A 20,794-nucleotide genomic window follows, 5' to 3' on the forward strand; every position below is an offset into this window, starting at 1 on the left:
ATTTTAAAACTTGAAATTATAGGTAATACTTGGAATTGGAATAGAGAAAATAGATGTTTTGTAAGCTTTAATCTGTCCTTTGTCTGTAACAAAAAATACAGAATAAGGATTGTTTCTTCCTAAAACATTATAAACCGAAATATTCCAAAAACTATGCGCTAACTTTTTGATTTTATGATTTCCTTCGATGTTCAAACCAATATCAAGTCTGTAATAATCTGGAATTCTAAATTTGTTACGGTCACTATATACAGTATATTGCTCATTGCCGTAATCGTATCTTCCAATCGGATATGTAATTGGTCTTCCTGTTTGATAAATAAAATTACTAGAAAAACTATAACGTTTAGTAATTCTGTAGTTTAAAACTGCACTGAAGTCATGCGGCTTGTCAAAATTGGAAGCAAAATATTTTCCGTCATTTACTTTTTCCTGCTGAAACTGACTGTCAAGTTTTATCAATGATCTTGAATAAGTGTAGCCAAGCCATCCGTTTAATTTTCCAACCTGTTTTTTAACTAATACTTCGACACCATACGCTTTTCCTTCGCCTTGCAAAAGTTCGGTTTCAATATTTTCGTTAAGCAATAATTCTGCTCCAACTTTATAATCTAGAATATTTTTAGATCTTTTATAATAGCCTTCCAAACTAAGCTCGATATCACCACCTTTTAGGTTTTTGTAGAAGCCTAAAGAAACTTGCTGCGCGCTTTCTGGTTTAACATTCAAATCTGAAAGTTTCCAAATGTCAGTCGGAGACTGCGTTGTGTTGTTTGATAATAAATGAATGTATTGATATGTTTTGTCATAACTTGCACGAACAGAAAAATCGTCTGTAAGGAAATATCTAGCGGCAATTCTAGGCTCTAAGCCTCCGTATCTTTTAATTACTTCGTTATTGCCGTATGTTTTTGTGTCAATTACAGTTGCATCGCTTATAGGAACATTGTCTTCATAAATTCGCTGAGTGGATTTTCCTAAGGCAGCAAAAGTTGAATAACGTAAGCCAAAGTCAAGTAAGAATTTATCGCTTATTTTAAAATTATCGCCAATATATGCTGCAGATTCTAATCCTTTTTCTGTTTCAACATCAATAGGAACTAATGTCGATTGAGGGTTTGTAGGATTCAAATACCCTGGGTCAACAGAATATAATTTTGTTGAAAGACCATAGCTGAATTTGTGTTTTTCGCTATATAGATAATTCATTTTCAGCATCGCCTGAGTCTCATTGATTTTATAGCCAAAATCAAAATTATTAACTCCTTCAGACTGGTAATCAATGTTGAATTTGTATTCGCTATTGGTAACGATCAAAGAACCTTTATTTTTTTCATTAAAAGTGTGATTCCATTTTAAAGTTGCCAATCTGTTGCTGTATTTGTATAAAGAATCTGAAGAGACACTAAATTTATCGTGACTGTAGTATAAGGTAGATTCAATATCATTATTAGCATTTATTTTATGATTGTACTTTAAAATTAAATCGTAAAACGAAGCTTGGCTATTTTTTAAATTTTCATCATCTAAGGTTTTTAAGATATAATCTGAATAAGTTGCTCTTCCTCCTGCGACTAAACTAGATTTTCCTTTTACAATAGGAGTTGAAACCATTAAATTACTGGTTACAGGACCAATACCGCCTTCCCCTTGAAATTCGTTTACATTTCCGCTTTTTGATGAAATGTCAAAAACAGATGATAGCCTACCTCCAAATTCAGCTGGAATACTTCCTTTGTAGATGTCTACTTTTTTGGTTGTATAAGGATTTAGAGCAGTAAAAAATCCAAAGAAATGTGATGGATTGTATAATGTAGCGTGATCTAATAAAAATAAATTTTGATCTTCTTTACCTCCTCTAACATTAAATCCAGCAGAACCTTCTCCAGCCGTTTTTATTCCAGGCATGGTTAAAGCAACTTTAAGGATATCTCGCTCGCCAAGAACCAAAGGAACGTTTTTAATTCCTTCAGAATCAATTGTGGTTACTCCAGTTATAGCAGATTTTGCACTTTTGCTTTTATTGGTTTTAATAAGTACTTCGTCCAGTTGGTTTATATTGTCTGTTAATGAAAGGTTTAATGAACCATCATTATAAACCATTATATTTTTGGTGACTTTGTTATAAGAGAAACTTTCGGTTTCTACAACATTTAATCCTCCTGGAACTTGCAGGCTGTAAAATCCTTTTTTGTCTGTTACAGCTGAGAATTCAGAATTTGGTATTTTTACGACAACATTGGCAAGTGCTGAATTGTTTTTTCCACCTCGTATGAAGCCAGACAATGTATAAGTAGATTTCTTTTTTTGATTTTTAACTTCTTTACCAATAAGAACAAGATCCCGAATATTTTTATTTGGATTTCTTGAGTTTGTCTTTTTTATCGAATCATATTGCTGATAGAATATAGGAGTTGTTATTTGTCCGTTTTCGTCTCTTTCGAGAGGAACTCCAAAATAATCATCAGGCAATTGGCTATAAATAATACTGTTATTGGTTACTATAACTTTGTTTTCAGAAATATAAAAGTTAAAGCTTGTGTTCTGAAAAACATCTTCAAGAACTTCACCAATTTTAACTTCTTTATATTGTTTGGTTATAGAAACACTGTCGTTTTCAAACCATTTTTCATCAAAATAGAATTTGTAGTAAGATACTTTTTCAATATCTTGAATAGCAGTTTTTATGTTTGCATTTTTAAATTCAACCGTTATTTTGTCACTAATTACTTGGGAGTATATAATTTGTTGAAAGGAGAATAAAAATAGAATAAGAGTAATTTTTTTCATTTAATTAGAACTTTTTTTTAAAAGACCATTGATTTGTTTCGTTAGATTTTCCATGAATTGAGCTTTATTGGAATGTTCTAATTTTTTGTCGGTTTTGTAGATATTGTTTATTTCCTTTTTATAATTAGGGAAAATTTTCTTAAAATCCTTTTCTGTTTCAACTTTATAGAAGTAGTTGTTGTATTTTAAAACGTAACCTATTTTATAAATGAAATTATAGTAGATTAAATCTGCTTGAAGAGATTTTACTTTTTCTTTAGTATGTTTGGTGTAGAGAGAAACATTGTCTCCAATGTATGTTTCTTCATAGAACCCTTTTATGATAGAAGGAAATTTTACCGATTCTTCTTTAAGGTTGACAAACTTTTTATTTTTGATAAAGAAATAATCAACTTTTTCGGTAATTAGGTTGATTGGCAAATTTTCTGAAGAGCCATTCTGTTTGTAGATGACTTGATCAAGAAGAATATCATATTTAAGATTAACGCTAGAATAAATCTGTCCCTCAAAACTGATATCACCAATATTAAACTCTTCAGTATAATATCTGTTTTTACCAGCAATTGGTCGAAAAGGTTCGCTATGAACTATTCCGTTGTTAATATTTAAATTGTCTTTTCCGACTGTTTGGTCGAAGTAATCGTATAATGAGGATTTTTCAGCAGATTGTGAATGTAGATACGATATGTTTAACAGGCTTGCAAATAACGATAGGTAAATCGCTTTTTTTTTGTGATTTTTCAAAGGAAATGTGATTTTTTTTGTTTTTGGATTGATGGTTCCAAAAGTATTAAAAAAATGTTATAAAAATCACGCTATAGTGTTAAAATGTAATAAAAATTCTATAGAATTGGTTTTAAATTATATTCATAGTATATTTTTTAGCTTAAAACTCGGCTTAAATATCATTTGTAATTATTTTTAATTTTTAAATCAATAAATCTGAAAAAATAATGTTTCTTTAAATTGAAAAGCCCCAATTCAGTTGAGAATTTGGGGGGCTATAAATAAAGTTTTAGTAGACTTAGATGTGACTGATTACTCAGTTTTGAATGTTTTATAAAAATGAACATACTTTCCTTTTTCGGTAATTCCTTCTAAGATGATTTCATAATCACCACAAATATCAGATGTGTAAAAAGGGATTGTTATATCGCTATTTTTAAAAACAATATTGGGTTTCCAAAGCAATTGATATCTATAGTCAGGAATTCGGCTAAGGGTATTTGATGTTTCATATTTTGGTTCAAAATATACTTTTGCAGGTTCGGGTCTTAAAATCGTCGTTTTTAAAATATTTTTATCTGTGTAAATAGTGGCAAAATCTTTATTTTTTGTAATAATGCTCACAATTCCATTAAATATTTTTGGTCCATAGCAATAAGGGCTATCAACAACGCTAATACTTTCAATTTGATAAGCGTTGTAATTTAATAGTGCATTTATATTCTGAATTTGTAGACCATCAACCAAAACAAGACATGGCTCGGGAGATTGTACGATATTGTATCTGGAATCACTTAAATATAGTGAAGGAATCTGATTGTAATCTTTAAAGTTAAGTTCGATAACAATTTCTATTATTGTTTCTTTAAACGTTCTAAATCGTTCAAAATCATCAAGAATATATTTTTTTTCGGTAGGTTGAAAAAAGAAATCTGTATTTGCAGTTTCAATAAGGCTGTCTTTCTTTTGCGAGAAATAGACGTTTTCTACTTGACTTGCCAAGGAACGTTCTTGAATTGCTTTCAAATTTTTGCTAGAAATAGAAGTTTTATTGGAGAAAATTAAGTTTGATAAATCTGGACTTAGTGTTTTATTTATTACAATCGCATAATTTTCTTTATCAGATTCTGATAACTGCACATAACAATCTGATGTATTGGTTTGTTTGTCTATTAAAAAAATGAATTTTCCGTCGTGATCTGTTTTAGTTGTTTTGAAAATGAAATTTTTTCCAGGAACAGATAATGTAACTACTTTAGAATCTAAATTAGAATTTGCAACTTTTGCAGTTAGATACCCGGTTATAATTTCGCCTCTTGTTTCTGGAAGTATCTTTATGTCTTGGTTTAAATTGATATCAGTCTTAATAGTTTCGTTATTTGTGTTTGTAGGCATAAGATCTATTTTTCTGATATTTAGAAAATAATTCCCTTGATCCAATGTTTTCGGTATTAGAAGAGAAGCTTTTTCTCTTTTAGAATACTTTTCTTTGTTAAGGCTCAAAAGGATATTTTCAGATGAGTTTTTGGTTTCATTTTTAGAAACGTCAACTTTGCTAGAAGTGCTGTCAACAATCATATTGATGTGCTCTTGAAATGGATTTATAATAGTAAAATCTTTTTCAAAAAAATTATTCTGGCTATTGTTTAACATCCAGCTTGTATAAGCAATAAGTTTATAGTTTCCTGTTGTTAATGTTGTTGGAATAAAATAATCCCCAGATCCAATTCCGTTTTTTAAACTAATTTTAGTTTTAAACACACTTTCTTTACGATCGTTAATTACTTCTAAATATGCAACTTCGCTAATATCTGAAAACACAGTTGTTTTATTTAAGCAGTATAATTTATAGTACAATGTTTCGCCAGTTAGAATTGTCGAGGTGTTAGTTTTGACCAATATTGATTCTGTACCCAAAATAATATTGTTTTGAGCATTACTTTTATAAGTGAAATTTACTAATAACAGTAGAAAAGCTAACTTGATTTTTAATTTTCCCAAAATGAAGGTATTACGTTAGAAGAAAATGTTGTACAATCGCCGCATGGTTTTTCAACCATCCAGTATGATGTTGGAGCCATTCCCGGACCTCCTCCTATATATACATGTGTGCTGAGTACTTTATAATTGTCAAAGGGTATATCGCTAAACTGGATTTCTTCGGGCTCGCATTTTCTAAAGAATGTCGTTGGATCATCTGAAGGGAAAATGTCGGTAAAATTGAAAAAGATTCTTTTTTTTGCAACCGAGGCAACTTCAAAGAAACCAACCACTTTTTCTGATGAATCTGAAGTTGATTTGATATTTCCGATAATGTATCCGGGCTGATTTGGAGATAACAATTCTCCTGAATCAACCATTTTTTTTGATGTATAATAGTAATCATAAGCAGATTGACTTTGGGTATATTGAGAAACCAAAATGCTATAACGATAAGCGATTATATAATTTGATTTGTCAATGAAGCGAACTGGGAAGTTTACACGGTCTTCAGTTAAATCTTTTGTATTTGTTTGTATAATGCCAGTCGAATGTTTTGTGCTGTAGCAAATATGGGTATTTGGTTCGGCCGGTACTATGATCATTTTAAAACTACCTTGATAAGGTACTAATTCTACACGTTCTGTTGTATTGTAAACAGTTTGTATTTTATAAGTCTCCTCGTATTCATAGCGATAATATTTAGAGGTATTTGCTGGATCAAAACTTTTAACATTAATCTGAACACCTTGTGTGCCATCTTTTTCAGCCACTTTTGCCTCTAGATCAATAGTGTTTTGTGTAGTTAAAACTTGCTGTGAAGAAGTATAGGATTTGCCAGATTTTGTTGTAATTTTTAATTGATAGTTTTTGTTTGGTTCTACTTTAAATTCATTAGTAGAAATATATTTTCCATCTTTTTCGTCAAAATTAAATACATTTCCATCGCTATCAACAACAGTAACATTAGCTCCAGATTCAGGTTTTTTTATTGTATCGTTAACCAGTCTTGTTCGCGAAATGTTTATTTCCTGATATTTTAATTCGTTCGTTAATGTAGCTTCGACACTCATTGCATCTTCAAAATCTTGATTTTGATACACATATTGTTCCGTACAACTTGATAAAAAGGCAAATCCCAAAAAGGCCAACGATGTTTTTTTGATTATTGATAAATTCATATGCATGAGATAAATGAATTAAAACTTAATATTGTAAGTGATTGTCGGAATTGGAACAGAAAAAATAGAGGTTTTATAAGCCTTGATTTTTTTATCTTCAGTAACAAAATAAACATTATAAGGGTTATTTCGTCCCAAAACATTATAAACTGAAAGGTTCCAAAAACTATGAGCGAGTTTTTTTATTTTGTGATTTCCTTCAAAATTAAGACCAATATCTAATCTATAATAATCTGGAATTCTATATTGGTTGCGATTGCTATACAAAGTAAATTGCTCTCCTGTTAAGTCATATGATCCAATTGGAAAAGTGACAGGTCTGCCGGTTTGGTAAACAAAATTGGTTGACAAACTATATCTTTTCGTGAATTTATAATTTAGGATAGCGCTAAAATCGTGAGGTTTGTCATAATTAGTTGGAAAATATTGGCCGTTATTTATTTTTTCAGCGTCAAATCTGCTGTCGAGTTTTATTAATGCACGAGAATAAGTATAACTTAGCCATCCGTTAAAATTTCCTTTTTCTTTCTTGATCAAAAATTCAACGCCGTAAGCTTTTCCTTCTCCTTGAAGAAGTTCAGTTTCTATGTTTTCATTCAAAAACAATTCGGCACCGACCTTATAGTCTAGAATGTTTTTTGAACGCTTATAGTAACCTTCGACGCTTAGTTCTAACGATTTTTCAATTATATTTTTGAAAAGCCCTAATGAGAATTGATTAGAAGATTGTGGCTCAGTATTTAAATCTGAAAGTTTCCACACATCCATTGGAGATTGAGTGGTGTTTGTAGACAGTAAATGCATATATTGATATGTTCTGTCAAAACTTGCTTTTACCGATAAATCTGGCAGTATAAAATAGCGAGCTGAAATTCTAGGTTCAAAACCGCCATAAGTTTTTATAGACTCATTATTGGAGTAAGTTTTGGTGTCAACAACAGTTCTATCAGATTTAGGCTGGTCATCTTGGTAAATGTTTTGGCTAGAAGGCCCAAGCGCAGAATATAAAGAATAGCGCAAACCTACATTGATTAAAAACTTATCGTTGACTTTATAATTTTCGGTAAAAAATAAAGCCGATTCTAAAGCTTTTTCTTTTTCAAGTGTGAGATCTTTAATTACAGAGTTGCTGCCTTTTGGTTTGAGGAAGCCAGGTTCAACATTGTATAATTTACTGCTAATGCCGTAATTGAATAAATGCTTTTCATTAAGAGCATATTTCATTTTAAAAACAAACTGAGTCTCATTGATTTTATAGCCGTAATCAAATGATTTTTCAGGTTGAGAATCGTAATCGATGTTAAATTTATATTGGCTATTGGTAACAATTAGCGAAGATTTATTTTTTGTATTGAAATCGTGATCCCATTTTACTGTTGCTAACAAGTTGCTGTATTTGTAGATAGAATCTGAGTTAATGCTGTATTTGTCGTGACTATAATACACGGAAGTTTCAAGATCATCTTTTTTTGAGATTTGATGATTGTATTTTAAAAGCAAATCATAAAAAGAAGCTTGACTATTGTCTAATTCAGGTTCTTTAATAGTTTTTAGAATCCAATCAGAATAACTTGCTCTACCGCCAAATACCAAACTTGATTTTCCTTTTACTATCGGGATTTCAAGCGTAACATTACTCATTACAGGGCCAATTCCAGCTTCGCCAGAAACTTTTTCGGTATTTCCGTCTTTAGATTTAATATCAAAAACAGAAGAAAGGCGTCCTCCAAACTCAGCAGGAATACTTCCTTTGTAGATATCGGCTGTTTTGGTTGTAAATGGATTTACAGAAGAAAAGAAACCCAAAAAGTGAGATGGGTTGTAGAGAGAAGCGTTGTCAAGTAAAAACAAGTTTTGATCATCTTTTCCTCCACGCACATTAAAGCCTGCAGAACCTTCACCTGCCGTTTTTATCCCCGGAAGTGTTGTTGCGACTTTAAAAATATCTCTTTCACCCAGAATTAAAGGTACGTTTTTGATGTTTTCGACATTAATACTTGTAAGACCTGCAACTGCCGAAGCTGTGTTTTTGGTTCTTTTATTTTCGATGACAACTTCTTTGAGTGCATTTACATTTTCGTCTAAATTAAAATCAACTTTTCCGTTGCTATAAAGCACAATCTTTTTAGCTTTTGATTGATGATTTAATGATTGTGTTTCAATTATATTGATTCCGGCGGGAACTCTAAAACTGTAATAACCGTTTGCGTCACTTGTTGTGCTTATGTCTTTGTCTTTTACTTTAATGGTGATGTTGTGTTCTGGCTTTCCTGAAATTCTGTCTTTTACATAACCAGAAAGGGTATAGGTTTGAGATGTGTTTATCAAAGACTGTTTTCCTAGAGAAATAATAGAGTCTGAATCTTTCTTGGAATCATTCAGATACTGTTTATTATAAATTGGAACAATTTGCAAATTGGCAGCCTTATTAGCATTTTTATCATCAGTATTTTCAAAATATTTCTCAGTTATAATGTTTGAGATTAAAAGCCCATTACTTAGAATAATATTGTTGTTGTCGATAATGTAATTTATAGTTGTGTTGTTCAAAATAGCATCTAAAACTACTGAAATAGATGTATTGCTGAATTCGCCAGAAATCAGTTCATCATTAGATAGCCACTGATCCTCAAAATAGAAATGAAAAGAAGTATTTTTTTCGACTATCTCAATAGCTTTCTTTCGTGTTACATTTGAATATTTGATAGAAATATTTTTTTCTTGCGAAAAGAGAAAAATTGGCAGTAAAAAAAATAAATAGATGATGAAGTGTTTTTTCATTTAGATTTTAGAATAGAGCTTATAAATTGATGTCAATAAATTTTATTAAATCTGCTTTGAATTGGTATGGATTTGTCTCTTCCAGAATTTTATTTTTTTTGTAAAAATCTTTTATTTCTTTTTTTAATAGAGGAAATATTTCAAGGATTTCTTTTCGCGTATTTACAGATGCAAATTTTGAATTATAAAGTAGTTGGTAATTAGTGTATTCTTTGAATTCTGTATATAAAGCAGTTTCGCTAATTGTTTCCTTAGCTGTTTTAGTGTGCTTAATGTATAAGGAGATATTTTTACCTAAATATTTTTCTTCAAAAAAGCCAGTAATGGCCTTCGGATATTTGTACTTATTGTCAATATTGATAAATCTCTTATCTCCAATTATAAAATAATCAGTTTTTTCATTTATGAGTGTTATGCCGAAAGTACTCATGTTTTCGAATGACTTAACAAGCTGGTCTTTGTATATGTCATACTTTATCAAGATGTTTTCGTATAACTGATTGTCATAAAAAACAGATCCTTTGACAAAGTTTTTATTTGAATAATAGTTGTGGCTGTTCTTTAAATTATAAGGATCAATATGAATTTTGCCGTTGTTAATGTTTAAGATCTCTCCGTCAACTATTTTGTCAAAATAATTGGAGACTTCTTTTTTTTCATTAGTTTGAGAAAAACTGTTGATTGAAATTAATAGTAGGATGAAAATTACTGTTGAGTAATTTGTGATTTTCAATGGTTGGCTTTTATAATAGAGTTTGAATTTAAAAGAGATGATAAATAATAGTGTTTTTATTCTTGACATTGCAATACTCTTTCTCATCAATAATTTGTTTTTGTGTAGCTATTTTCCATATAAAACTATGTTAATGACAGTCCTTTAAAAAATAAATTAAACCAACAACATTGATTTTTAAACCAACAGCATTATTTATCCTACAATGTGTTTCTTGAAAACGTTGTAGTTTAGTGTTTTAACTATGTGGTTTTAGATTGAAAAGTAGTTGTAAAAACTTAAAAACCCCAATTCAAATAAATGAATTGGGGTTTTTTATGAATAAACCTTTAGTAAACTAAGATCTGATTACTCTTTTTTCTCCTCACGTGGAGGTCTTGGAACAAGTGCTTTTTTAGACACTTTTTCTTTTTTAGTTTTAGGGTCAACTCCTAAGTATTTCACTTGGAAAACATCTCCCATTTTAACAACATCGGCAACATTTTCTGTACGTTCCCAAGCTAGCTCAGATACGTGAAGCAATACTTCGTTTCCTGGTGCAGCAGTATATTCTACTACAGCTCCAAAATCAAGCATCTTGATTACTTTTACTTCGTAAGCTTCTCCAACTTGTGGTTTGAAAGTTAAGGCATCAATTTTAGCCAATACTGCTTTGATACCATCTGGATTAGTTCCTAAAATTTCAACTACACCTTGTTCGTCTACTTCGTTGATTACAATTGTAGTTCCTGTAGCTTTTTGTAATTCTTGAATTACTTTTCCTCCAGGTCCGATTAATGCCCCAATAAAGTTTCCAGGAATAGTTCTAGTAATGATTTTTGGTGCATGAGCTTTAACTTCTGCTCTTGGAGTTGCAATAGTTTCAGTTAATTTACCTAAAATGTGTAAACGCCCATCACGAGCTTGCGCCAAAGCTTGCTCCATAATGTCATAACGTAATCCTTCGATTTTGATATCCATTTGGCAAGCCGTAATACCGTCAGCAGTTCCAGTTACTTTAAAGTCCATATCTCCTAAGTGATCTTCGTCTCCTAAGATATCAGACAATACAGCAAATTTCTCACCGTCAGTAATTAATCCCATAGCAATACCAGAAACTGGTTTTGTCATTTGAACTCCAGCATCCATAAGGGCCATTGTTCCAGCACAAACCGTTGCCATAGAAGAAGAACCGTTAGATTCTAAAACCTCAGAAACAACACGAATTGTATAAGGACAATCTGCAGGGATCATATTTTTTAAAGCTCTTTGAGCTAAGTTACCGTGACCAACTTCTCTTCTTGATGTTCCTCTTAATGGTTTTGCTTCACCAGTAGAGAAAGGAGGGAAGTTATAGTGTAAGTAGAATTTCTCTTCACCTTGCTCAGATGGAGAATCAATTTGGTTAGCTTCTTTAGAAGTTCCTAAAGTTACTGTTGCCAAAGCTTGAGTTTCTCCACGTGTAAATAAAGAAGATCCGTGTACAGATGGTAAATAATCAGTCTCACACCAGATTGGTCTGATCTCTGTAGTTTTTCTACCATCTAGACGAATTCCTTTTTCAAGAATTACGTTACGAACTGCTTCTTTGTTTGTTTTGTAGAAGTATTTTCCAACTAAACCTGCAAGATCTGCATTTTCAGCATATTCTTCTTCAGTAAATAAAGCTTTTGCTTCTTCTTTTACAGCTGCAAATTTTTCACCTCTTTCTGCTTTTCCAGAAGCTTCTTGTGCAATTGCATAGCATTTATCGTAAGCAGCAGCTTTTACTTTAGCGTAAACAGCTTCGTCTTCAATTTCACCTTCGTAAGTTCTGTATTCTTGAGAGCTCAATTTTGCTCTTAATTTTTGTTGAGCAACAATTTGAACTTTGATAGCTTCGTGTGCAAATTTAATTGCCTCAACCATTTCAGCTTCTGAAATTTCTTTCATCTCACCTTCAACCATTGCAACAGAATCCATAGAAGCTCCAATCATCATGTCGATATCAGATTTTTCTAATTCTTCTCTGCTTGGGTTGATTACTAATTTTCCGTCGATACGAGCAACACGTACTTCAGAAATTAAGTTGTAAAACGGAATGTCAGAAACAGCTAATGCTGCAGATGCTGCTAAACCAGCTAATGCATCTGGCATAACATTATCGTCATGAGACATTAATTGAATCATAACCTGAGTTTCAGCATGGTAATCGTCTGGGAAAAGAGGACGTAAAACACGGTCAACTAATCTCATTGTTAATACCTCACTGTCGCTTGGTCTTGCTTCTCTTTTGAAAAATCCTCCTGGGAAACGTCCTGCAGCAGCAAATTTTTCGCGGTAATCTACCGTTAATGGTAAAAAGTCAACACCTGGGTTAGATGTTCTTGCAGAAACTGCCGTTGCTAAAAGCATACAGTTTCCTAAACGTACAACAACTGAACCATCGGCTTGTTTTGCTAATTTACCAGTCTCGATTGAGATGCTTCTTCCATCTCCTAAATCGATAATTTCTTGTGAAACTTGTGGAATCATAAATTTTTCCTTTTTGATTATACAATGGGTTTTAGTTGTGTTGTAGTTGTTGTTGTGTGTAGTTGTTGTTATCTAAAACCCAATGAAAAACCAAACTTTTTTTCTTGTAACGTGCTTATTATAAATAGCTGTAATGTAAAAACAAAAAGAGGCACTCTCGCACCTCTTTTCTATATTGATTATTTTCTGATATTCAATACTTTGATAATCTCACGATATCTGTTGATATCTTTCTTTTTCAAGTAGTCCAACAAAGCTCTTCTTTTACCTACTAATAGGACAAGAGAACGCTCAGTGTTGTAATCGTGACGATTTTTTTTCAAGTGTTCAGTTAAGTGAGAAATTCTGTAAGTGAACAACGCGATTTGACCTTCTGCGCTTCCAGTGTTTGTTGCACCACCGTGTTGTGCGAAGATTTCTTCTTTCTTTTCTTTAGTTAAATACATTCCAATATTATTTAATGATTTTTATGTATGTCAATACAACTTTTGTAAGACGGGTGCAAAATTAGATTAAAAAAACAGAAAAATCAAAAAAAAATAAAAGAATCTAAAAATTAGGGCTAAGAAAGTTATTTTTAACAATTTACATTCGCTTTTTTCTGTCTGATTTCAGTTGTTCCTTACTTTATTTTCTGAGCTTTTTTCCCTAATTGTTTTTCACTTAAAGAAGAATAAGAAAATTTGACATTGTTAGCATCTGTGCTTACTCCCGAAATTAAAACGCCTCTGTCGTAATTGTCAACAAACGTAATCTTTCGTAAAATGTCACTTCCTTCCCAATAGCCTTGTTTCAATCCGTCTTTAATTGCTCCTTTTTGGTTAACAAATTGATCTCTTTCTTCATAATCTCCATTTCCGTCCGTTACGGTTTGATTTTTATTTTCATCCCAGCAATTAAGGATCAGCGTCTGGAGCTTTTTTGTTTTTGGATCCCAAATATTTTGTTTTTCACATTTTTTACCCTGATTTTCATACCAGCTAATCTCTTTGCCCGTTTTATGATCTTCAGAATAATTTATAACAGATTCTTTTGTACCATTTTTATAATAGCAAATAAACTCTCCGTCTTTTTTTAAAACATCTCTATCCAAGGTTGATCCTGTCATTTTTTTTCTTCCATTTTTGTAGAAATCAGTAACAACATAACGGATACTTTTCTGCGAATAATTGGTAATTACTCTTGTGTAAGCATAATTTTCTGGTGTGCATTCACGATTTAAAGAATCTAAAAAGATTTTTTTAGACATCATGCTAATTTGCGCAGACAGATTAACTGAAATTATCAGAAGCAATAAGATGAAGATGTTTCTTTTCATTCAGTTCTATTTTTTATCTTAAAAATAGTTCTTCTAGAATAATTTAGCAACTTCTTGATTTACAAATTCTAAAAATCTTTCGTCAGCTTCTGTAAACGGATCAATAACGTGGCTGTCAATATCAATTTGGCCAATATTTACTCCATTAACAAAAAGAGGCACTACGATTTCAGATTTTACTGTTAAACTGCAGGCAATATAATTGTCTTGCGCTTTAACGTCAGGTACTACAAAATTAGCATTGCTTTCGGCAACCTGACCGCAGATTCCTTTTCCGAACGGGATAACGGTATGATCTGTTTCTGCTCCAACGTAAGGTCCTAAGTGTAGCGTTTTAGTGTCGTGATTTGCAAAATAAAAACCAACCCAGTTATAATATTCTACGTTTTCGTTTAAAAGCTTGCAAACTGCAAATAATTTTTCGTCTCTATTTTTTTGAATGTCAGCAATAATGCTGGTTATCTGTGGTTGTAATTCTTGAAATGTCATGATATTAAATTTTATACAAAAGTATTTAAAGCTGAACTCAAAAAATATATAAATTTGAAAAAAAAATCTCTTGAAAAAATATTTAGTCCAGTTTAAGCCATTCCTGATTTTTATAAGCATTTTTTTTCTGACATATATTGTCTTTACAATTCTTTATAAATTTTATTTAAACAGTTATCAGGCGGAAGATCTTGATGCTATAACCGTGATTTCTGGAAGAAATTCAGAACAATTGCTGAAGCTTTTTGATTATGATGTAATAATTCAGAAAAATTCACAAAATCCGTGGCAGGATATCATTTTAAATGGCAGATTTATAGCACACATAACCGAAGGCTGTAATGCAGTAAGTGTAATGATACTTTTTGTATCGTTTGTAGCGGCTTTTTCTGGAAATTTGAAAAAGACACTATTATTTATAATCTTTGGACTTATATCCATTTATATTCTAAATGTCATTAGGATTTCGCTTCTGATTGTGCTTGTGTATCACTTTCCGCAATATACCCGTTTTCTGCATGGAACTTTTTTTCCTCTGATGATTTACGGATATGTTTTTGTTTTATGGATTTTCTGGATCAATAGATTTTCAAAATATGCTAAATAAATTAAAAGAGAATAAGTTAAAAATCTTTGTTGCAATTGTTGTTGTACTAGGTTTTGCATTGATTAGGACATTTGAAAGTAAAATGTTTTATGATCCTTTTCTGTCATATTTCAGCGCTGATTTTCATTCGATACCATATCCTCCAGTTGAAAAATTTAAGCTTTTTGCAGGGCTTTTTTTTCGGTATTTTTTAAATTCGGCGTTATCACTTTTGCTTATTTTCGTTTTGTTTCAAAATCGAGATATTTTTAAATTCAGTCTATTTGTATACGGCTTTTTTTTGGCCTTGTTTTTAATTGCATTTTATATTATTCTCGAATATTTTCCAGACGGAAGCTGGCTTCTATTTTATGTGCGTCGATTTTTGATTCAGCCTATTTTAGTGCTATTATTTATTCCTGGATTTTACTATCAGCTTCAAAAAACTAAAAAATAACATTTGTTTAGGTTTTTTTTATGCGGTTTTTAAATAGCTTTGCAGTATGAATTTGAAAAAGTGTACAGGTCTATTTTTAGCGTTCCTTTTATTGGTCTCCAATATTGGGTTTGCTTTTGACGTACATTATTGTGGCGGAGAAATTGCTTCGGTTTCTTTAAAAACTACGGCAGAACCTGTTGTTGAAAAGAAATGTTGCGGCTCTAAAGAGAAAGAAAACTCTTGCTGTAAAGATAAAGTTGTTCATTTTGAAAAGAAATCAGACAATGCAACAATCAAATTCTTCTTTTTTCAATTTGCTTTCCCAGCAGTTGTACAAGATTATAAGCCTTTAGTCTTTTTAGAAGTTCCAACTTTTAAAAAGAAAGAAGTTCTTTCGTATTACGCTGATGCGAATGCGCCCCCCTTATTTAAATTATACCATCAGTATATTTTCTATTCCTGATTTTAATGTTAAGATGCAATGCAAGTCTTAGTCAAGACTTTGTATTTACATTTTGATAGTTTTTGTTTTTGAAAAACATCAAAAATGTAATTCTATTTCAACATTAAAATCAATTTTTTATGCAAAAAAATATAATGCTTTTTGCAATGATTTTGCTTTCTTTCTCTGTTTTTTCACAAGAAGATCTACAGGAAGTAAAAATTACTAAAAAGCAAAAAGGAATTAAAAAATCCTTCACAGTAACAGCCAATACATCTGTAATTACCAGTAAAGAACTGCTTAAGGCAGCTTGTTGTAATCTAGCTGAAAGTTTTGAAACCAATCCGTCAATCGATGTTAATTTTTCTGATGCTTTAACGGGAACTAAGCAGATCAAAATGCTTGGTTTAACTAGTCCGTATTTAATGATAACAGAAGAAAATATTCCTTCTGTAAGAGGAGCGTCTCAAGCGTATGGTTTGTCCTTTACACCTGGAACTTGGATTGAAAGTGTTCAAATCACGAAAGGAGCGGGGAGTGTTATAAATGGTTACGAAAGTATTTCTGGCCAGATTAATACAGAGCTTTTAAAACCTTTAAATGATATTCCTTTCTTTCTGAATGCTTATGGTTCTACCGATTCTCGTTTTGAATTAAACACACATTTCAATAAGAAATTATCAGACAAATGGGCAACCAGCTTATTTGTTCACGGAAATGCGCGTGTGGCAAAAAATGATATGAACAAAGATGGTTTTCTTGACAATCCTCTAGGAAAACAAATCAATGTTTTAAATCGTTATCAATATTACAATCCAGAGAGTGGTTTAGTAAGTTTTATCAATTTCAGATACATGAACGATAAAAAACAAACTGGAGAAGTTAATTTTGATAAAGATCGTGATCGTGGCACAACCAATTATTGGGGTTCAGAAATTAATACTGAACGTTTTGATGTTTCGACAAAAATAGGATATGTATTTAAAGATATGCCTTACCAAAGTATCGGTTTTCAAAATGCCTTTAACAGTCATAAACAGGATTCTTATTATGGTTTAAATCAATATGATATCAAGCAGAATAGTTTTTATTCTAATTTGATTTTCAATTCGATCATCAATAATACGATGCATAAGTTTTCAACTGGTCTGAATTTTACTTATGATCAATATCAGGAATTTGTGAACCTGACAGATGTAAGCAGAATTGATAACTCAGTTGGTGCTTTCTTTGAATATACTTACGATAATACAGATAATTTCAGTTTGATTTTAGGAGGACGAGTTGACAATCATAACCGATTAGGAGTTTTTGTTACGCCAAGATTGCACATGAGATATAATCCTTGGAAAAACGGAGTAGTTCGTTTTTCTGCAGGAAGAGGAAAGCGTTCTGCTAATATCTTTGCCGAGAATCAGCAGCTTTTTGCCAGTTCAAGAACTTTTTCAATCTTAGATTCTAACGGAAAAATATACGGTTTGAATCCTGAAATTGCTTGGAATTATGGAGTAAGTTTTTCTCAAAAATTCCGTCTTTTCAACAGAAATGCCGACGCAGGTTTTGATCTTTATAGAACCGATTTCCAAAATCAGGCAGTTGTAGATGTGATGCAAAGTCCGCAACAAGTGTTGTTTTACGATTTGAAAGGAAGTTCTTTTGCAAATAGCCTTCAGGTTGAGTTCAATTACGAATTGATTCACAATTTGAATTTAAGAACAGCTTACAAATATTATGACATTCAGACCGATTATTTGAGAGGGACATTCCAGCGTCCGCTTCAGGCTAAACATCGTTTCTTAGGAAATTTAGAATATGAAACAACGATGAATGATAATAAACAGTGGAGGTTTGATTTTACTTATAATTGGTCAGGAAAACAACAATTGCCATATACGGCTTCAAATCCTTCAGCAGATCAGTTTCCAGATTTTTCGCCTGCTTATGCTGTAATGAATGCGCAAGTAACCCGTGTTTTTTCTTCAGTTTTTGAAGTGTATGTAGGAGGAGAAAATATTGGAAATTATAGACAAGAAAAAGCAATTTTAGGAGCCAACGATCCTTTTGGACCTAATTTTGATGCATCAATTGCATACGCACCAATTTTTGGGCAGATGTATTATGCGGGACTTAGATTTAAAATTAAATAACAATTTGAATAATAATAAAAATTAAAAGCAATGAATAAAATAGTTTTAATCGCAATGATGGTTTTTTTAGGATTTTCGGCTCAGGCTCAAACTAAAAAAAATAAGAATTTAAAATATACCACAGAAGTAAACGGTAACTGCGAACAATGTAAAAAACGAATTGAAAAAGCGGCTTATGGCGTTCCGGGAGTAAAAACGGCGACTTGGGATGTTGGTTCGCACCAGCTTTCGGTTATTTTAAATGAAGAGAAATGTTCTCCTGCAGATTTGAACAAAGCAATTGCAAAGGCAGGTCATGATACTAAAGAAGTTAAAGCAACAACTGAAGATTATGACAACCTTCATAGCTGTTGTAAGTATGTAAGAGAATAATTATGCAGAGAAGCCCAGACAATTAGTTTGGGCTTTTTTTAATAGTTAATTTATGTTTAAAATACCGCATTTTATTGTGGTTAAGGTAAATTATTGTTACTTTCACGAACTATAAAAAATAACCAATCACATTTATGAATAATTTTGAATGGACTCAGTTACTAAACCCTGAATTTTATATTACTTTAAGCGTCGGAGGTTTTCAGATTGGGTTGTTTATCGTTCTGTTTATAGTTTTTGCTGAGACAGGACTTTTTGCAGGCTTTTTTCTGCCTGGAGATAGTTTACTTTTCTTAGCAGGTATTTACAGTCGTGATTTAATTGAAAATGTTGCTTTTATTCCAAATGATTTTTTAAATGTATTTCTGCTTGCTACAGCAGTTGCTATAATGGGGGTTTTGGGTAACATGACTGGTTATTGGTTTGGTGCAAAAAGCGGTTATTATTTATTCAAAAAAGAAGACACTTTCTGGTTTAAGAAAAAATATCTGCTTCAATCAAAAGACTTTTTTGAAAAATATGGAGGAAAAGCAATTATTTATGCACGCTTCTTGCCAATTTTCAGAACGTTTGCTCCAATTGTTGCTGGAATTGTTTCGATGGACAGAAAGAAATTTATGTTTTATAATATCTTGAGTTCTTTCCTCTGGTCATTTATTCTAATTTTTGCAGGACATTATCTATACGGCGTTTTCTTAAAGCAAGGAATAGATTTAAAGAAACACATTGAATACATTATTATCATAATCATTATAATCTCAACTTTTCCAGTTCTATTAAAACTTTTAAAAAAGAGACCACACGAAGAGATATAATTTAACAAGCATAAAAAAATCCGAAGTGAAAACTTCGGATTTTTTTTATTATCATACTTGATTGATATTTTATAAAAATCAATTCCCGCATTTCATAACACGTTTATGATTGAACGAAATGTGAATTTTATTGTGTTCCCGCGGTTAAAACCGTGGGTATGTTGTTAGAATGAAATTATTGTATGTTAGTTTGAAGTAAAAATTTCGAGAAATTGTATGTAACAATTAACAATTAACAATTAACAATTAACAATTTTGATCTTACCATTCATTTACTTTGTTGGCATCCATTTTAAGGAAAATAAACAGCAAAATAGTGAATCCCCAGAGTCCAGAACCTCCATATGAAAAGAAGGGCAGAGGAACCCCGATTGTTGGGAAAATACCAATTACCATCGCAATGTTTACAAAGAAATGGATAAAGAGAATTGCGGCGACACAATATCCGTAAACCCGGCTGAACTTAGTTTTCTGTCTTTCTGCCAAATAAATAACCCTAAGAAGCAGACCTGTAAAAAGTAGAATCACTACTAATGAACCTGCAAAACCCCATTCTTCACCAACAGTGGTAAAGATATAATCGGTGTGCTGCTCAGGTACAAATCCTCCTTTGGTTTGCGTACCTTCAAGAAAACCTTTTCCAAGCCATCCTCCAGAACCAATAGCAATCTCAGATTGGTTGGTATTGTATCCAATACCTTTCATGTCTACAGTTTTACCAAGTAAAATATTGAAACGGTCTCTGTGGTGCTGTTTGAAAACGTTGTCAAATACATAATCAACAGAGAAAACAAATCCAGATATTAGGACTAATAAAATTCCGCTTAAAATGATATTTCTATCAACTACTCTGCCTTTAAAATGTATAATGGCTAACACGACAAATGCCATTCCGATAACAGCGTATGGTTCTAAAACTAAAGTAAGAACGAAAAGTGTAATGGTTATAAATGCCGTCCATACATACCAAGAAGGCAAACCTTCTCTGTATAAAACAAGAATGAATGCGCTATAAATTAAAGCACTTCCAGGATCTGGCTGTGGTAAAATCAATATTACAGGTAATAGCATAATAGCCAAAGCTTGGATTTGCCTATTGGTTTCTTTTAAGTTGATTTGTGTGTCACTCAAATATTTGGCCAATGCTAGAGAAGTTGCGGCTTTTGCAAACTCAGATGGCTGTAAAGTAAAACTCCCTATAGCGTACCAGCATCGCTGTCCTGCTATGGTTTTTCCGAAAAGGAATAATCCTGCAAGAGACAGTAAGGAAACTCCAAAGATGATGCTCGCATATTTTTCGTAAAATTTACCATCAACAAAAAGCACAACAAATATCAATGGAATAGTACAGCAGATAAAAATCAGCTGTTTTTGGTACGTTCCATCGGTAGATAATAAAGAAGACGAATAAATATTCAGCCAACCTAAAGTTACCAGCGCAATGTAGATAAAGACACTTATCCAATCAATATTATTTTTTACACTTTGATTTTTCATTTGAA

The 20,794-nt window shown here is 31.8% G+C and carries 17 protein-coding genes; 6 read left to right on the forward strand and 11 right to left on the reverse strand.

Translation table 11 applies throughout. The features are described 5' to 3' along the window. Window positions 1-3: 3 nt before the first annotated feature. From PQ463_RS20105 to PQ463_RS20150, 10 genes are all read right to left on the reverse strand, one after another. Window positions 4-2,790 carry a TonB-dependent receptor gene (locus PQ463_RS20105; protein ID WP_274255204.1) on the reverse strand — a complete coding sequence of 929 codons (2,787 nt, stop codon included), beginning with the start codon at window positions 2,788-2,790 and terminating at the stop codon, window positions 4-6. Beyond that, window positions 2,791-3,534 carry a hypothetical protein gene (locus PQ463_RS20110; protein ID WP_274255205.1) on the reverse strand — a complete coding sequence of 248 codons (744 nt, stop codon included), beginning with the start codon at window positions 3,532-3,534 and terminating at the stop codon, window positions 2,791-2,793. It abuts the gene before it with no gap. 294 nt (window positions 3,535-3,828) lie between these two features. Then, on the reverse strand, window positions 3,829-5,433 hold the full coding sequence (locus PQ463_RS20115) for a hypothetical protein (protein WP_274255206.1): 1,605 nt from the start codon (window positions 5,431-5,433) through the stop codon (window positions 3,829-3,831). Window positions 5,434-5,504: 71 nt separating this feature from the next. Beyond that, complete coding sequence (locus PQ463_RS20120; RefSeq protein WP_274255207.1) at window positions 5,505-6,677, reverse strand: DUF4249 domain-containing protein; 1,173 nt, start codon at window positions 6,675-6,677, stop codon at window positions 5,505-5,507. A gap of 18 nt (window positions 6,678-6,695) precedes the next feature. Continuing rightward, entirely contained in the window at window positions 6,696-9,458 is a 2,763-nt protein-coding gene (locus tag PQ463_RS20125) for a TonB-dependent receptor (RefSeq protein WP_274255208.1), read from the reverse strand. A 19-nt stretch (window positions 9,459-9,477) separates the two neighbouring features. Beyond that, a complete protein-coding gene (locus PQ463_RS20130) occupies window positions 9,478-10,278 on the reverse strand; it encodes a hypothetical protein (protein ID WP_274255209.1) in 801 nt (266 codons plus the stop codon). 261 nt (window positions 10,279-10,539) lie between these two features. Further along, complete coding sequence (locus tag PQ463_RS20135; RefSeq protein ID WP_111426066.1) at window positions 10,540-12,684, reverse strand: polyribonucleotide nucleotidyltransferase; 2,145 nt, start codon at window positions 12,682-12,684, stop codon at window positions 10,540-10,542. 179 nt (window positions 12,685-12,863) lie between these two features. Next, window positions 12,864-13,130 carry a 30S ribosomal protein S15 gene (rpsO, locus tag PQ463_RS20140; RefSeq protein ID WP_008466503.1) on the reverse strand — a complete coding sequence of 89 codons (267 nt, stop codon included), beginning with the start codon at window positions 13,128-13,130 and terminating at the stop codon, window positions 12,864-12,866. 176 nt (window positions 13,131-13,306) lie between these two features. After that, window positions 13,307-14,002: a toxin-antitoxin system YwqK family antitoxin gene (locus PQ463_RS20145; RefSeq protein ID WP_274255210.1), complete on the reverse strand. Its 696-nt coding sequence runs from the start codon at window positions 14,000-14,002 to the stop codon at window positions 13,307-13,309. A 33-nt stretch (window positions 14,003-14,035) separates the two neighbouring features. Further along, window positions 14,036-14,491, reverse strand: a complete 456-nt coding sequence (locus PQ463_RS20150) for an XrtF-associated fRMsr-like GAF protein (protein WP_274255211.1) — start codon at window positions 14,489-14,491, stop codon at window positions 14,036-14,038. A gap of 70 nt (window positions 14,492-14,561) precedes the next feature. Between PQ463_RS20150 and xrtF the strand changes: the two genes are divergently transcribed. From xrtF to PQ463_RS20180, 6 genes are all read left to right on the forward strand, one after another. Continuing rightward, window positions 14,562-15,098, forward strand: a complete 537-nt coding sequence (gene xrtF, locus PQ463_RS20155; protein WP_274255212.1) for an exosortase family protein XrtF — start codon at window positions 14,562-14,564, stop codon at window positions 15,096-15,098. Further along, window positions 15,088-15,534: an exosortase F system-associated membrane protein gene (locus PQ463_RS20160; protein ID WP_274255213.1), complete on the forward strand. Its 447-nt coding sequence runs from the start codon at window positions 15,088-15,090 to the stop codon at window positions 15,532-15,534. The genes xrtF and PQ463_RS20160 overlap by 11 nt, the downstream gene beginning before the upstream one ends. A gap of 46 nt (window positions 15,535-15,580) precedes the next feature. After that, the gene (locus tag PQ463_RS20165) at window positions 15,581-15,979 is read left to right on the forward strand and encodes an HYC_CC_PP family protein (protein WP_274255214.1); all 399 of its coding nucleotides are present in this window, start codon (window positions 15,581-15,583) and stop codon (window positions 15,977-15,979) included. A gap of 119 nt (window positions 15,980-16,098) precedes the next feature. Next, window positions 16,099-18,105, forward strand: coding sequence for a TonB-dependent receptor plug domain-containing protein (locus tag PQ463_RS20170; RefSeq protein WP_274255215.1), 2,007 nt, complete (start codon window positions 16,099-16,101; stop codon window positions 18,103-18,105). 30 nt (window positions 18,106-18,135) lie between these two features. Next, window positions 18,136-18,477 (forward strand): heavy-metal-associated domain-containing protein, encoded by a 342-nt coding sequence (locus tag PQ463_RS20175; protein ID WP_111379484.1) that lies wholly within the window; start codon window positions 18,136-18,138, stop codon window positions 18,475-18,477. Window positions 18,478-18,611: 134 nt separating this feature from the next. Further along, window positions 18,612-19,292, forward strand: a complete 681-nt coding sequence (locus PQ463_RS20180; RefSeq protein WP_274255216.1) for a DedA family protein — start codon at window positions 18,612-18,614, stop codon at window positions 19,290-19,292. A gap of 261 nt (window positions 19,293-19,553) precedes the next feature. On the opposite strand, the gene rodA is transcribed toward PQ463_RS20180, so the two are convergent. After that, window positions 19,554-20,789 carry a rod shape-determining protein RodA gene (gene rodA, locus PQ463_RS20185; RefSeq protein WP_111379481.1) on the reverse strand — a complete coding sequence of 412 codons (1,236 nt, stop codon included), beginning with the start codon at window positions 20,787-20,789 and terminating at the stop codon, window positions 19,554-19,556. Window positions 20,790-20,794 lie beyond the last annotated feature (5 nt).

It is taken from the genome of Flavobacterium sp. KACC 22763, from assembly GCF_028736155.1.
Classification (GTDB): Bacteria; Bacteroidota; Bacteroidia; order Flavobacteriales; family Flavobacteriaceae; genus Flavobacterium.

What these genes read in the sequence shown, in the direction of transcription:
- PQ463_RS20145 (WP_274255210.1), bottom strand. Translation starts at nt 14,002, where the DNA reads ATGAAAAGAAACATCTTCATCTTATTGCTTCTGATAATTTCAGTTAAT.
- PQ463_RS20150 (WP_274255211.1), bottom strand. Translation starts at nt 14,491, where the DNA reads ATGACATTTCAAGAATTACAACCACAGATAACCAGCATTATTGCTGAC.
- PQ463_RS20175 (WP_111379484.1), top strand. Translation starts at nt 18,136, where the DNA reads ATGAATAAAATAGTTTTAATCGCAATGATGGTTTTTTTAGGATTTTCG.
- PQ463_RS20105 (WP_274255204.1), bottom strand. Translation starts at nt 2,790, where the DNA reads ATGAAAAAAATTACTCTTATTCTATTTTTATTCTCCTTTCAACAAATT.
- PQ463_RS20160 (WP_274255213.1), top strand. Translation starts at nt 15,088, where the DNA reads ATGCTAAATAAATTAAAAGAGAATAAGTTAAAAATCTTTGTTGCAATT.
- rodA (WP_111379481.1), bottom strand. Translation starts at nt 20,789, where the DNA reads ATGAAAAATCAAAGTGTAAAAAATAATATTGATTGGATAAGTGTCTTT.
- PQ463_RS20130 (WP_274255209.1), bottom strand. Translation starts at nt 10,278, where the DNA reads ATGAGAAAGAGTATTGCAATGTCAAGAATAAAAACACTATTATTTATC.
- PQ463_RS20135 (WP_111426066.1), bottom strand. Translation starts at nt 12,684, where the DNA reads ATGATTCCACAAGTTTCACAAGAAATTATCGATTTAGGAGATGGAAGA.
- PQ463_RS20180 (WP_274255216.1), top strand. Translation starts at nt 18,612, where the DNA reads ATGAATAATTTTGAATGGACTCAGTTACTAAACCCTGAATTTTATATT.
- PQ463_RS20170 (WP_274255215.1), top strand. Translation starts at nt 16,099, where the DNA reads ATGCAAAAAAATATAATGCTTTTTGCAATGATTTTGCTTTCTTTCTCT.
- rpsO (WP_008466503.1), bottom strand. Translation starts at nt 13,130, where the DNA reads ATGTATTTAACTAAAGAAAAGAAAGAAGAAATCTTCGCACAACACGGT.
- PQ463_RS20120 (WP_274255207.1), bottom strand. Translation starts at nt 6,677, where the DNA reads ATGAATTTATCAATAATCAAAAAAACATCGTTGGCCTTTTTGGGATTT.
- PQ463_RS20125 (WP_274255208.1), bottom strand. Translation starts at nt 9,458, where the DNA reads ATGAAAAAACACTTCATCATCTATTTATTTTTTTTACTGCCAATTTTT.
- PQ463_RS20165 (WP_274255214.1), top strand. Translation starts at nt 15,581, where the DNA reads ATGAATTTGAAAAAGTGTACAGGTCTATTTTTAGCGTTCCTTTTATTG.